At 65.3% G+C, this 14,522-nt stretch carries 5 protein-coding genes; all 5 read right to left on the minus strand.

Going from position 1 to position 14,522, the window contains the following annotated elements:
- Window positions 1-3: 3 nt before the first annotated feature.
- The 5 genes from WKC72_RS02430 to WKC72_RS02450 all read right to left on the minus strand — a co-directional run bounded on the left by WKC72_RS02430 (window position 4) and on the right by WKC72_RS02450 (window position 14,328).
- Entirely contained in the window at window positions 4-2,799 is a 2,796-nt protein-coding gene (locus WKC72_RS02430) for a DEAD/DEAH box helicase (protein WP_370181635.1), read from the minus strand.
- Window positions 2,800-2,934: 135 nt separating this feature from the next.
- Window positions 2,935-4,677 carry a DrmB family protein gene (gene drmB, locus WKC72_RS02435; protein WP_370181636.1) on the minus strand — a complete coding sequence of 581 codons (1,743 nt, stop codon included), beginning with the start codon at window positions 4,675-4,677 and terminating at the stop codon, window positions 2,935-2,937.
- Entirely contained in the window at window positions 4,677-7,904 is a 3,228-nt protein-coding gene (locus tag WKC72_RS02440) for a helicase-related protein (protein WP_370181637.1), read from the minus strand. The genes drmB and WKC72_RS02440 overlap by 1 nt, the downstream gene beginning before the upstream one ends.
- On the minus strand, window positions 7,901-9,712 hold the full coding sequence (locus WKC72_RS02445; protein WP_370181638.1) for a UvrD-helicase domain-containing protein: 1,812 nt from the start codon (window positions 9,710-9,712) through the stop codon (window positions 7,901-7,903). The genes WKC72_RS02440 and WKC72_RS02445 overlap by 4 nt, the downstream gene beginning before the upstream one ends.
- 2 nt (window positions 9,713-9,714) lie before the next feature.
- Window positions 9,715-14,328 carry a DEAD/DEAH box helicase gene (locus WKC72_RS02450; protein ID WP_370181639.1) on the minus strand — a complete coding sequence of 1,538 codons (4,614 nt, stop codon included), beginning with the start codon at window positions 14,326-14,328 and terminating at the stop codon, window positions 9,715-9,717.
- Between the last annotated feature and the right edge of the window lie 194 nt (window positions 14,329-14,522).

The raw sequence follows: 14,522 nt of genomic DNA on the forward strand, positions 1-14,522 counted from the left end.
GGCTCAGCTACCTGCTTTCGGCACGATCACGGCAACGACGCGAACGAAGGGATCACCACTGGCGGCGAGTGCATCGATGAGGGCAGTCGACTGGTCGACAGTCTCCGCGATCTGGAGCCTCGACCCGGTGCGACGCCCGCTGTCGGTCACGATGCCGAGAGCTGTCTGCTCCCAGCCCTTCAGCCCGAGGCGATACTCCTCGATCCGTCGCAGCAGGTCGGCCTCGAAGTCGTCGCGACGATCGCGGATGTGCTCGGTTGCGGCGTCGACCGCGGCACCCACGCGATATTGCAGCGCGTCGAGGTCGACGGTCGCGAATCCCGCGTTGCTCGCGCCCTCGCGGATACCGGCCTGATCCAGGGTTTCATCGAAGTCGCCCACCTCGGGGTGGTCGGGCAGACCCCGCACCGCTCCCCAGTGCGCGATTGCGGGTCGGCCGAGGGAGTTCGACCACACCGCCTGTGTGAGGAACACCGGTTCGCTCACGTTCCCGGACAGAACGGGAATCTCGTTGCGCCCGAATCGCGACACGGCGCGGTCGGCCGCCCAGTCCAAGACGGGGTGGATGGGGGCGAGGAAGTGCACGTCCGGCCATGCGCTGTCCGTCGACTTTCGCGCCCGGTCCAGTCTCTCCTCGGAGAACTCGTTGCTCCCGGACAGCCGTAGTCGGTCCGCGATCTTCTGCTCGTCGAGGTACTCCGACGGCAGGTCACGGAACCGCGGAACCAGATCGGCCGGCGGGTTGAACGCGATCATGTCCTTGTCGTCGTCGCGGGTCACGTCCAGGGCATGGCCTCCGGGTTCAGCGGCGACGTCCTTGAGCGCGGCGTCGAGGTAGTTGTCGTCGTCCTTGAACAGCGACCGTCGCGGCACCTCCTCCGGCGTCGGGTCCCCCTCGTGACCGCCGCCGGTGGCCATCAGGCCGGCGAAAGGGTTCAGGGCCGCCGGGGTGGCCTCCGGGACAACCGTGTCCAGATCTTTGCCGTCGCGGATGGCTTTCATCACCGTCTGCTCTTCGATTTCCGCGTCGCGCACATTAAGGAGAACACCCGCGTCACCGAGAGCCTGGTTGGCCTCGTACTCCTTCTGCAGCAGCTTGGTGACCACCCGTAGATCGCTGGGTACGTCGTCGGCGTCGCTGGCGAGTGCCAGGGCAGCGATCTGGGGTTCGTGCATCTGTCCGTATCGGTCGATGCGGCCGTTGCGCTGCTGGATCCGGATGAACGACCACGGCAGATCGTAGTGGACCAGCTGATGACATTCCTTGTGCAGGTTGAGGCCCTCGGAGGCCATGTCGGACGCCAGCAGCACGCGGATCTCGGAGCTGGCCTGCCCGAAGCTCTCGACGACGGACTGCACCTTCTCGTCGGGCAGGCCGGCGTGGAGCACCTGCACCGCCTTCGCCGGCAACTTGAGCCGCTTGGCGACTTCCGTCTCCAGCCAGGTGAGGGTGTCGATCCGCTCGGAGAAGACGACGGCGCGGGTCGGTGAACCCTTGCCGACCCCGACCTTGGCGAGGTGGTCGATCAGCTTCACCAGCTTCGAGGGTGCCTTCGCATCCGCCTCCTCTGCCAACTCGTCGAGCCGCAGCAGCGCCTTGGCCTCCGGGGACGTCGTGGAATCCAAAGTCTTCATCCGGCGCTCGACGCTAGCTCGCAGCGCCTTCGGCGAGGACAGGAAGGCCTTGAACAACGTCCAAGGAAACAGCTGCCGCCCCTGCCCAGTCACCACCGGTCCGCTCTCCGGGTGGAGCCAGGTGTCCTCGAGCTCCCGCAGCACCGCGATCTCCGCTGCATTCGGCACCACCTCGACCACCTTCGGGGTCCGCCGCTGCTTCCACTTGTGCGCGACGTCCAGCTTGACATCGGGAGAGTTCCTATGCCGGCGAACGTAGAGATGCTCGATGTCCTTGGCGCTGTATTCAGTGCGGTCGGCGATGGCGGTCGGGTCAAGCAGACTAACCAGCTCCGCGAACGACTTCGGGTCACCGTTGTGCGGGGTGGCGCTGGCCAGGATCAGTGCATCGGTCTGCGCGGCAAGCAGTTGCGCAAGCTGATTGTTCTGAGAAGTGCGATTCATCAGGTTGTGGCACTCGTCGATCACGACGGCGTCCCACTTGTGGTTCTTCAGATGATGCTTGTACTTCGCCGGGTTCTTGAGGGTGTCGATCGAGACGATGACCCGCTTGTAGTAGCCGAACGGGTTCCGAGAACTGGGGAGTGTCTGCTTGACCTTCTGGATGCCTCCAGAGTCCAACCGCACGAGCGGAATCGCGAACCTGGTCCACAGTTCGTGCTGGAACTGCTCCAGCACCGCACGGGGCGTGACCACGAGGATGCGTTCACCCCGACCGCGCCGGATCAGCTCCGACAGCAGGATGCCGATCTCCAGGGTCTTACCGAGACCGACGGCGTCACCGATGAGGATCCGCGGACGCAGGTTCTGTAGCGCCTGCGCCGCGGGGCGGAGCTGATAGTCCATCCGGTCGAGGAGGCCGCGATGGCCGACCGCGATGCGCGTCTCACCGGCCGGCACCGGGCTGCTGCGGCGCACCGACTCGAGCCACAGCCGGGAGCGCCGGAAGCCCGCCGATTCGTCGAGCACGAGCTTGCCGCCGCGCGGGTCGAGTCGGTCGATCGTGTCGAGGGAATCGAAGAAGACGGCGTCCTGGTCTCGGACCAGCTCGCCGATACCGGTCACCTCGACACGCGTGCCGTCACGCTCGGTGGTCCGCACCGACCGGACGAGCCACTCCTCGTCACGGACCACAACGCGCTCACCAGCGGCGATGTCTGCCACTCAGGACTCCTTCGAACAATGAACGATCGGGGTCAGATTAGTCCCCGAGAGGGCGGCATCGTGGGACGACCACCCGTATGACACCGACCGCCGGGGCGGGGAGACGTTGACGCCTCGCCCCGGCCGTCGGTCGGATCAGCCGTGGGAAATGAATCCGCTGAACAGACCCTCGGACTCGCGCCCCTCCTCGGGAGTGCCGAACAGCAGTGCGCGGTCGAGGAAGGTGTTGCTCAGCTCGCACGACGTCTCCGGAACCAACACACACGCGTGGCAGGCAGCCAGGTTCAACGCATCGGTACCGGACGCCGTCGATTCGATGCAGACAGGGTCGGACGAGCACCATGACAGTCTGGTCAGCCCCTCACGCAGCACGCCGGCGAAACTCTCGGGTGCGGCCTGCGATGCGACGCCGCCGAGGCTGCCCGCAGAGTCCGAGCTCGCCGTGTAGACGAGGATCCCCGCCATGTCGTCGTCAACGTAAAGCCGCTCCCGCAGCGACGCCGCCGGGTAGCCGGCGTCCAGGGACAGCTGGTCGATCAGGACGTGCGCGAGCGTGTGAACCGCGACCTCCACGATGTCGACACGGGGCGCCTCGGGACGGCCGAATTCCGCGGCCCGGCGCCCGGCAGCCGTCTGGAGCGCTTGCTGTCGCCCCTGCGCAAAGGGCTTCGCGGCCCATTCCGCGAGCTTGGCACGATCCAGTGCGATAAAGACGCCTTCACCGATCACCTCGATCGCCGGCAACCAATGCGTCCGCTGACGTGACAGATCGCACAGCCCCTCGGACCCGGGCTCCGTCACGCCGTCGAGGCGCGAGAACCCGTACAGCGCACGGACCTCGCGCAGACGCGTCACTTTCCGGACGTCTGTCACCAGTTCGGGCAACGACGGGTCCCGCGGCATCGGAAGGCACACGAAGTCTGCCTCGATCCCGATATCCTGCCGGCCCGCCATCAGGGCACTGAACTCGTCGCGACGCAGTGCGTCCTCGCTGACGTCGTCGTCTGCCTCGGCGCCGCGTCGGCGTTCTATTTCCGCGGCGATGTCCGCGGTCGAGTATTTGCCGTTGGACAGCTTCGCGACTTTCTCGAGCACCTTCGGCGGAACCGGATCGAGATCCTCGAGCAGGATCCAGTGCTTGTCGACCAGTTTCGCCAGCGCTTCCGAGTACGGGGGAATGGAGATCGCCGACCGCACCGCCGGAAACCACACGTTCGACGCACCACGCTGCAGTACCCGCGGAGTCTCGGCACAGTCCTGCTTCGCTTCTACACCCAGCCACGGCCGCGCACCGCTGCAGGTGCCGAACTCGGCGAGTGCCTTCGGTCCGAAGGTTCCATCCAAGTTCTTCGGAGCGACTCCGCAACTGCACTTGAGGACGAGGTCCGCGAGCGAGGATGTACGCCCGAGGGACACCATCTTCATCTCATGCGTTGTTCCCTCGCCCCACGCCGCGCCCTTGTGGAGCCATCTGAAGTACGGGAACTCGTCGATGTGGCCCTTCGAGCAGGCAGTGATGAGTCGGAACGGCGTCAGCAACGGCTTGTCCTTGCATTGAGCACATTTCGCGACGTTCCAGTCCTTCGCCAGGTCGTACAGCGAACCGATTCGGCGGCACTTCGGATTCGGGCAGACCTGAGTCAGCGGGAATCGGATCACGGGAACATCGCGCCCGTCGCGCGAACCCGCGGGCGGTGATTTCAGTTCTGCTACCCGCAGAGAACGCGCCAGGCGCGGCTCACTCACCGGTCGAGTCCGGTTCTCGTGCCATTCGTCCAGCCCGACGATCATGAAACTGGTCGTCTCCGACGGGAAGAGCCCGCCGATACCGTACGTGCTGAGAAGTTGACCCCTACGGGCCTTCGCTCCGGTCGTCATTACTTCCTCTTCATCGGAATCTGGTACAGGCCGCTCTCCGCGTCGACTTCACGCATGCTGCGCATCGTCGGCCACGGGGCCTCCTCCTGGGAGTACTCGATGTGGTCATTCGTCAACGCATCGGAAGGGTCGACGAGTAGAGCTGCCTCGAGGTTGCGTGCGTTCTGATACCGCATGTTCGGCTTGGCCTCACCCGCGTCAGCCCACACCTCGAGGAGCTCGTCCACCTGTCGCATCGCGTCCTCACGTTCGCGTTCGCTTTCCGCGTCGCCGGGCTTGGCCGGATCGTCGAGGACCACTTCCGCCCGCCTCGCAATCAGATCGGCGATCTTGCGCAGGTCATCCCAATTGTCCTCGGCGAGGTACGCGGCAGTGTCCGGAGCAAGTCCCGGCACGAGCAATCTCGCCAACGACACCAGTACCCCGTGCAGGCCGCGATCGCGGGCACGCGCCGCGAATGGCGTCGCGCTTGTGGCCTCCACCGCCCGGTACAGCGCCTGGTGGTACGGAACGAAGCTCTCGTAGTGTGACCGGTCCCGCGATCGGGCCGCATTGAAGATGGTGACGACGAGGCCCGGGAACTTGCGGCCGACGCGGCTGGTCGCCTGGATGTACTCGGAGCTTGACTGAGGCTGGCCCATCACGGTCATCAACCCCAGACGGTCGATGTCGACACCGACGGAGATCATGTTGGTCGCCAGCACGACGTCATCCGGATCACCGTCGGCCAGCGTCGCCTCGATCTGCTTGAGACGCAGAGGAATTTCCGAAGAGGCGACGCGGCTGGTCAGCTCGTTTGCCGGCTTCAGTTCCCGCCCCGCGGTCTCCTTCCTGTTGGCCACCACCCGCAGTCGCTCACGGACGTCACCCTCTACCTGAAGGTTCGCGCTGCCGAGCACGCGAAGGCTGTTGAAGTAGCCGAGCAACGTCCAGTACGGATCCCGCGTCGCATCGTCGCCGTCGATGTCCTTGGCCGCCTGCAGCAGCGCGGAGTACACGCGCACCATCAGAGTCGCGTGGCTGGAGCCCGGTGACATCACGCCGACGTACTCGCGGGTGCCGTGGGTCTCCCGCGGTGCGGGCTCAGCGAAGAACGACTCGTCCGGGTTGATGCCCGGCGGCGGGAACTGCGCTGCCCGACGAGCGAAGACGGAACGGATCTGCTTCTCTGCCCGCCGGATCGTCGCGGTCGATGCGATGACCTTCGGCCGGCCACGGTCGTCCGACTCCGCGAGGGGATCGGTCGAGCACGCCGCATCGACCGCCGTCTCGTACAAGCCGACCATCGAGCCCAGGGGACCGGAAATGAGATGCAGCTCGTCCTGAATGATCAGGCTGGGCGGATACCCGACACCGTCGCGGGCAAAAAGCTTGCCGACGTCTTCCTTCCACGCCATCGCAGCGAATTTGTCGACGGTGCCGAGGATCAGCTCGGGACGCTCCCGATAGATGTCCTCGTCGACAACGTGCACCGGGAGCCCGCTTGCGAAGTCGCAGCCGACCGTTCCGCACGCAATCTGAAGGTGTCGTTCCGGCAACTTCTCGATCGAGTAGTTGTTGTGGTCCATCAGGCTTCCGCACCAAGGGCACTGCGTCAGCTGCACGGGGTTCTTCTCCTGCAGCTCACGCCCCGAGGCGAGCTCGGTAAGCGAACGGCGAGCCTCGCCCAGGGTGTTGGGCGTGCCCGGACTACCGACCCACAGTCCGATCGAGAACGGCAGGTCGCCGATGTCGCTGTTGGCCTTGCGCACCGCTTCCAGAGAACACATCAGCATCGTGGCCCGCTCGAACTGCTGAATGGTGAGCAGCCGCAGCGTGTAGCGCATGATGACGGCGACGCCCTGCGCCTCGGGGTCGCCGAGCCTGCGGTGCAGGATGGAGAACGCGACGAGACCCAGGTACGCCTCCGTCTTGCCACCACCGGTGGGGAACCAGAGCAGGTCCGCGATCTCCCGGTCCGGGTGGTGTCTGTCGGCGAGGCCCGGAAGGTTCAGGAGAATGTACGCGAGCTGAAACGGGTACCAGCCGTCCTCGGCGCCGTCACCGACCGTCCCCTTCGCTCCCCCGCGAACCCAGTCCTGCCGCGCACGCTGCAACTGCATCGCGTGGTTCGACAGGCGGAAGGCTCGCATGCTCACAGGGTCGTCCCGGAGCAAATCGATACCCGCCTCGATGCGGTCGGCAGCGGTATCCGCCGCCTTGACATGCCGGCGTGCCACACCGAGCAACTTTGCAGGGACATCTGCCTCACCCGACGACAAGTCGCCGTCCAGCGCCTTGATCCACTCGCGATACCGGCTTGCCAATCCACGCAGACTGGCGATGACCTCATCATCGGTTCCGTTCGCCAGGAACGACATCCGGAGGTTCACCGACTTGTCGACGAGACCCGGTCGCGCCCGCGACACCTCGTAGGTGGGCAGGAACGTCGTCGCGACACGGTTCACGGCCTCACCTGAGGCTGCGATCTCCCACTTCACTGCGCAGCCGTGTCCGATCGCGAACGTCCGCTTGTTGCGATACAACAAGGCCGAACTGTCGAGATCCTCGTCGTGGCCGATGTTCACGTGACTGGTGCGGTCGACGATCGCCGGAACCGCGGTCGAGATGCTGAGCCCCACCTGGAACCACGCCTTGCCGTCGCGCAGTTCACCCTTGGCGACCGCGTTCGTGTTGCGCAGGGCCACCGAGATCGTGGATACACCGTCCCGCGAGGGCCTCACGTACACGTACAGCTGGAGTCCCTCGACGACGTCCTTGGTCGGCCCGACCACACCGGGGGAACCAACCGACAACGTGATCGGCTCGATGGCCAGGGGCACCCGCTGCCAGTCGCCAGATCGCTTGCCCTTCGCCGCGGCGGCGTCGTCACCATCCACCACTGTGCGGACGTAGCTCGCACCTTCGACCCCGATCGTGATGTCCTGAGCGTCTGCAAGCCGGACCGAGAACGTCAGGCCGACCGACGACGGGTATCGCATCAGGGCCTGCGCAACAGGGCTGTCGTCCGTCGATTCGCGATCCGCGTCAGCGCCGTCCGGTTCCGGGGTTTCCTGTCGTTCATCGTCGCTCGGCCACAGCGCACCGACGATGTACCGGTCGAGCGGCGGCTCCGCGATGGTCTCGTAATCACCACCGCCGGGACCAACGACATCCGCTGCCAGCTCGTTGACCATCTCCGTCCTGAACCGATACTTCTCGTCCAGGGACATATCCCGCGAACTCACGAAATCTCCTCCATGTTCGACCAATCAGGTTGTGCCAGACCGATGACCCGCGGCGCGAGCCACAGCCCGGAGAAGCTGATATCCAATTCCCGCGAACGCCGTGGATCCCCGGCGACGGTTTCGACCGACACGAGCGAGAGACCGGACAAGGTTGCCGGCCACGATCCGCCCCTCATGCTGAACGCCTTGACGAAGGACTCGTTGAACCCCTGGCTCGTACGCCCGACCACGCGTCCGTCTTCAGTGCTGAGAACGTAGGAGGGCAGGTCCTCCGTTGACTGTTCCACGTCGAGGTTCGCCTCCACGGGCACCCCCACAAGATCTGGGGCATAGAGGTTCGACTGGACGATGTGCGCGTCGTTCCCGATCGTGACCGGGACTTCGACCTCAACATCCCTGCACTGGAACTCGACGGCCTTGGTACGCTTCTTCGTCGACTTCCACTTGTTGACCCGCTCCAAGATTCGGCCGGGCAGCCAGTGCATGTCCTGGTACATCGCGTACGTCTTTGGCAGATCGCACCGGAAGATCGTGTCCCGCGCTCGACTCAATGCCACGTACCGTGCCCGGACAACCGCCCACGGATCCTCGTCCGCCCACCCATACGTGCGGTCGACGAGGAAGACCCGATCGAATTCGAGACCCTTCGCCCTGTGAACCGTGGACACGATGACGTTGCTCGAGTCGGGCTCAGTCAAGGTGAGTGGCACGGTGCCTGATTTGACCAAAGCCCTGATCCGAGCAACGTTGAGGGCATCGATTTGGCGCGCGTTGCCTTCTGCAGCTTTGAGGAGATACCAGGCATCGTCACCGCGCTCCCTGCCGAGAAGCTGCTCGAGAGCCTCTTCGACTTCGGACCGCCGAACGACCGTTCCGTCCAACGAGCCCAGGGCCTGCGCAACCCACTTCGCCGCGCCGAAGTCCTGGGCTTGTCTTCGCACGGCGTGACGCATTCCGTTCTCGTTGAGGTACTTCGAGACCCTGAGAACCTCACCATTCGTTGCACACAGAACGGCAGTGGTGACGCCGTCGACCGACAGCATGTCCGCCCACTCGTCTATCTCCCCCAGCGAGAGCAAATTCGACTCGAACTCGTCCAGTGCGTCTTTAGCTTCGCTCGCGTCCGACATACCGCGCAGCTGATTGCCCAACTCGACGACCTTCTGGGGATCGGCACCCCGTGCACGGTAGTTCTCGCCGAGACCGACCGTCGTCGCGCCGAACTCCGATCCGAGAGCCTCGAATACCCGCTGCGAGGACGTCTTGCTCTTCGAGTCGCCGAGCTGGAAGTCGTAGATACCCTGGAGCGGATCACCAAGCGCGGTGACTCCGACGTCGGAGTCCAGCCTTCGTAGGAGCGCCAACACGAAGTCCGCGCGGTCGCCGACGAGATCCTGCACCTCGTCCATCACCACATGCCGGAGCGACTCCACGTCGAACGACGTCTCGTCGGAATCCTCCAAAACCTTCGTGGCCTGCCGAATCCGCGCTTCGAACGAGCCGACCGGCTCGATGTCCGCGTTCAGTAAAATCTGGCCGGCGAAGGAGTCGAACGTCCGCACGTTCGCGGCAGCGACCTCGCGCAGCTCGAGCCGGGTGCGGACCGCCGAGACCGCGGCACGGGAAAAGCTCAGCACGAGAATCTCCGTTGACGCAGACAGCTGCTCCTCCTCGACGAGGAACCCGATCCGCGCCGCGACGACCTCTGTCTTGCCCTGACCGGCACCCGCGATGACGACCAACCGGTCGTCGATCGGTGCCTCGACCACCGCCCGCTGCTTGTCGTTGAGCTCCAACGGCTCGGTCACCACTATCGCCTCCACAATCCGTCGAAATGGTGGAACGCAAGCTGCGTCCCGAATGCATCGATGTTGTCACGCACGTTCACGATGAGGACCTCTTCCGAGCCGCCGTTCGCGGGGCCGCGCAGTCCACGGCCGATCATCTGCTGGTAACGGTTGGGACTGAACGTCGGCCTCGCGACGTACACCGCGCCCACTTTCGGCGCGTCGAAGCCCTGCGACAGCACGTTGTAGTTGGTCAGCACCCGGATCTCGCCGGACCGGAACTTCTGGATCAGCCGACGCCGTTCCGGTGCAGGCGTGTACCCGTCGATAGACGCAGCCGGGATGCCTCCGCTGGACAGCACGGCGGCGAGGACCTGCGCATGCTGAACCGATGCCGCGAACACCAACGCGGTCATGTCGGGTGGAAGATTTTCCAGCGAGTCGAGAATGGCGCGGTTCCGGTCAGTGTCCGCCGCGACGGCTTTGAGGTCGATGCGGTAATCGTCGAGGTGCATCGCCTCCGCCTCGGACGCCTTGCGCGGCTTCCCCGGCGTCAGGGTCATACCGTCGAGTTCGAGGTGTTTCACCCGCGCGAGGATCCGCATCTCCTGCAGCACCTCGTGCGGATCACCGTCGAACACATCCTCGGTCAACAGATTCGCGTCGTAGCGGTTGATGAGAGCCTTCGTCTGGTCCTCGTTGTGGCCGCGATACGGACTCGCCGACAACCCGAGCAGGGCCCGATCGCGTTCTTTCGTTCCGCGCTTGAGCCACCTGAAAAGTTCCGTGTACGTCTTGCTGATCGACGTATGCGCCTCGTCCACCAGAACGATCTCGGCGTTCGTCAGCCACTCGTGGTTGCCCCGACGGGCCAACGACAGCAGTTTGGCGTCGGTGGCCACCACAAGGTGCGCGCCGTCGTCCGCGGGTGCCGCATCGTTCGCCCCCCACAGCCGGCTGATCGTCAGGCGTGCCCCGGCGGGCGCCAGTGCTGACCAGGTGTAGGACCACGTGTCGACGGCCTGTTCGCACAGTTCCTCAGACTGTGCGAGCCAGATGATCAACGGCTCGGTGTCGGTTTCCTTGACGTAGCGGATGAGCGACTCCACCGCGACTCGTGTCTTCCCCGATCCGGTCGGCAACGCCACGATTCCTCGGTTGTTTCCGCCTGGCCGGAGCAGTTCCAGGACGCTCGTCACAACCCGCTCCTGATAGTCGTGGAGCTTGGGAAGCGCGACCGGTCCGATTACCTGGAAACGCGCCGCTGGCGCCGATACCCTGGAACCTGCGTAGTCGGGAGACAAGCCCAGTTCCTTCACCGCCGAGGCTGCCTGAACCCCACCCGACAGTTTCGGGAGCACAACGCCCTTCTCCTCGATCGCAGGGGCGAGCCGGGTCAACAGACTGGAACCGCGAGAGGCGCGGGCCATCCCGGCGATCTCGTCGGGCGTCAGCTTCTTGCCGCGGCGCCGCTCCGCCAGCGCCTTCGCGCCCGCCGGGATCTCCTTCTCGAGTGCGTCCACACCTGCGAGCATCACAAGCTTGCGGTCCTCGTTGGCTTCAGCCTTCACTCGCTGGCGCAGCCGATTCACCTCTCCGCGCGCACCGATGGTGTGGACCTTATTCCGCTCGGCCGGCGAGATCGTGAGATGGAGTTCCTCAGCGACGAGTTCAAGCAGGCGGTCATCGGACAGATCGTCACGGAAAAAGATCGACTTCTCACCATCCCGAAGAAGGATGTGTTCGGTGACGGAGTTGCCGGCGCCGCTGTCGGTCGAAAGCTCGACCGAGACTTCCGAGCACGGCGTCAGCGTGACGTCAGGCACCGTCGGCACGAACGCGCGGAGGCCCGGGAACTTGTCGGACAACGAGATCGAGTCGCCCGATGCCGCGGCCATGACCGTCCGGTTGATGACGGTCCGTGCGTCGACCAGTCCCCAGCGCTGGGTCAAGGCGACCATTGCGCGCTCGTCGTCGGCGAGGACGACAGGGTACCCGGAGGCGGTCAGAGCGTCGTAGTCCGGCCGATTGTCGGTCACGTAGGTCTCTTCGGGCGCTGTCAGCGTTTTCGCGACTGAGTGCGTCACGCCGATCTCGTCGGGCACCGGCGCTCCCACCAGAGCGGCACTCGAGTACAGCAGGTTGAGTCGGTCCTGGTCGAGAAAGCGGAAGGACCGCGCGAGGATCCGATCCCAGGCCCTCGAGTCGAGGTGATCGGCCAGGCCCAGCAACTGGGAGTGCTCGGGCGTGATCCGCGCAACGGGCAAGACTGTGTCTGGCACGTCAGCGATCGAGGCGAGGGCGTCGCGGACCGCGCGCAACCCGAACGCCGTGTCCACCACGCCGTGCTGACGCACCCACCACACCGCCGGATTCGTGTACGGCATGGCGAGCCCGGCCGAGCTGGTCGCGTCCAGCGTCCACGACTTCGTGGAAACACGGAGCACGTGATCGGTCAGCGCCTTCCGGCCCTCGTCGCTCAGCTGCTCGGCCATGTCGAGTCCGCGAACGGCGGTTCCGGACAAGAATCGCACTCGTGCCGCGGTGACTCGGTGGCCATGGTCCGCAACCCAGGTCACGTACGCCGCGCGTGCCGCCTCCTCCCAGGCCGCGAACCATGCCTCGCCCTTGCCCGGCTGGCCGAGCGTCGGCTCGGACGACGCCCCAATCACTCGGAGCAATTCCAGGTCCCGCGCATGAAAGGTTGTGTCGATCGCGTGGGACGCGTCGCGCGAGCCATCAGCGGGCACGATGACACCAGGCAGCAGGACATCGGCCACGGGTGCGTGGCGTCGCGCCAGGGTACGCACAGGCGTACCGCCGACGCCGAACGCCGTGGACAGCACGGAGGCCGCGTCCGCGACCCTCAGTCCACGGGTCAACGACCAGAGCTCCTCGACGGCGGCGCCGGTGACCGTCGATTCGGTCATGCGAGCGACCTGTGACCGCAGTCGGCCGAGCTGATCGAGCCGTCCGATCCCGAGCGCTACGAGTGCGGCTGCGGCGTCTCGATCGGCGACGACCGCGGGGTGAACAAACTCGCTACCCTTCTCGTTGTCGGACTCCGGAAGGAAGATCTTGCCCGCGGACGGGAGCCGCAGGGACCCGTCGGTCGCGAGGACGAACTTCGCGCGTCGCATGTCGAGCATGTGTTCCGCTGCCTCGCTGTCCACGAGCCGAGCAAGCTTGATGGCTTCCTGCGACCCGACGACACCAGCGCTCACCGCCAGGTCGTGCAGCCACTCACCCACGCCACACACCTTCGACCCGGACAGAGTGACAAGGCGTTCCGCCTTGGCCCGGCGTTCCGCTGTCCGGTCGACGGACCCGTGCACCCAGTCCACGGGCCGTCCCTCGACCGAGGCCCATCGGGGCTTCCACGAATCGAACTCGGACAGGAAGCTGGGCTGGAGCTTGATCTTCTCCGGACGGGTCAGCCTGCCGTCCATGTCCGGCAGGCACGGTACCCGTGAAGCCGCCTTCAGGATCGGCTCGTTGATCGCATCGTCGGCCCACGACCGAGCCTCGCGACCGCGACTCGGCAGGAGGTCGAGGATGGACCCGGGATCCTCCGGATCGACCAGCTCGGTCAGATTCGCGCCGACAAGGTCCGGCAGTACCGACAGCAGGATCTCGCGGTTGTAGAGGCCGTCGAGGATGTCGTGGCGATCCTCATTTGTCTTGAAGGGCGCGTTCACGATTCCGGTCAGGCTGGTACCGGAGTTGGTTGGGAAGTACGACCAGAACGACCCGACCTTGTTGCGACCCTTCAACGGCACGGCCCAGGCCACGTCAACGACGCCACGGCCGGAGATCTCACCCGCGTCTTTACGCGCGGCAAAACTCGGCGTGTGCGAAGCACGGAAGACATTCCAGGCGCTCTGAAGGTTGCCGGAAGTGAGCACGATGCGGCTGCAGTCCCGCTCGGCCGACCAGCTCTGGTCATCGCCGGAGTCGTCGTTCCTGAGGTCGATCGCGTTGACGTGCTTGGCGAACAGCAGGAACTCCGGAGGGAATGCGAGCAACTTGTCGCCAAGCCAGTCCGTATCGCCGACGAGGGGAAGCCGCACGATTGTCGATGCCCATTGCATCAGCTCCGCGAGGACCGCATCCGTGTCCGCCTCCTCGTTCGGATCGAACGGGAACCCTGTGCGCAACACCGGGGTCCGTGGCGCGGCCGGATCGATCGTCCGCACGAGATCGGCGCTCGTCTCGCGGTCGAATCGGACCGAGACGTCACGGCTGATGATCTCGGGGGAGCTACAAATCCCGAGGACGGACTTGAAGCCCAGCCCGAACCGCCCGATCTCCTCGTCGCGCTTACGGGAGATGTGCGACGCCATCAAGGTCTCGATTCCCGTCGCGGTGAGCGGGGCACCCTCGTTCGCGCAGTACAGCACGCCATTCGACAAGACGAGCGCGATCCGGCCGCCCCGCTGGACCATCGCGTCCGCGGCGTTCTGCACCAATTCGTGGAGCTGCTTCCGGCCGTACCCACCCTCGACATTCGAGAGCTCGATTCCAGCGTCCTGCTCGATCAGATTCGGCTTCGCCCGATACGCCGCGAGACACTGTTCGGTCTGACTCCGCACATGGTCAGCCAATACTCCGTCGGGGCCCGCCCATTTCTCCGTCACTGCTTTTCACCTCTGGCTCGTCGGTCCGTTGACAGCCGCCCCCGACCTGGTGTCGCCTGCGGTATGTCGACCGACGCGCGCCCTCCGTTACAGACATTTCGGGCGCCCGGTGCCGAGCCCTAGAACATTGCCAGATGCCACCGACAAGTTGGGAGTCGTGTGTTCGACGGACAGGGAGCCGAGGTGAATCCGCG

Origin of the sequence: Rhodococcus wratislaviensis, from assembly GCF_041228765.1 — a bacterium.
GTDB classification, from domain to species: domain Bacteria; phylum Actinomycetota; class Actinomycetes; order Mycobacteriales; family Mycobacteriaceae; genus Rhodococcus_F; species Rhodococcus_F wratislaviensis.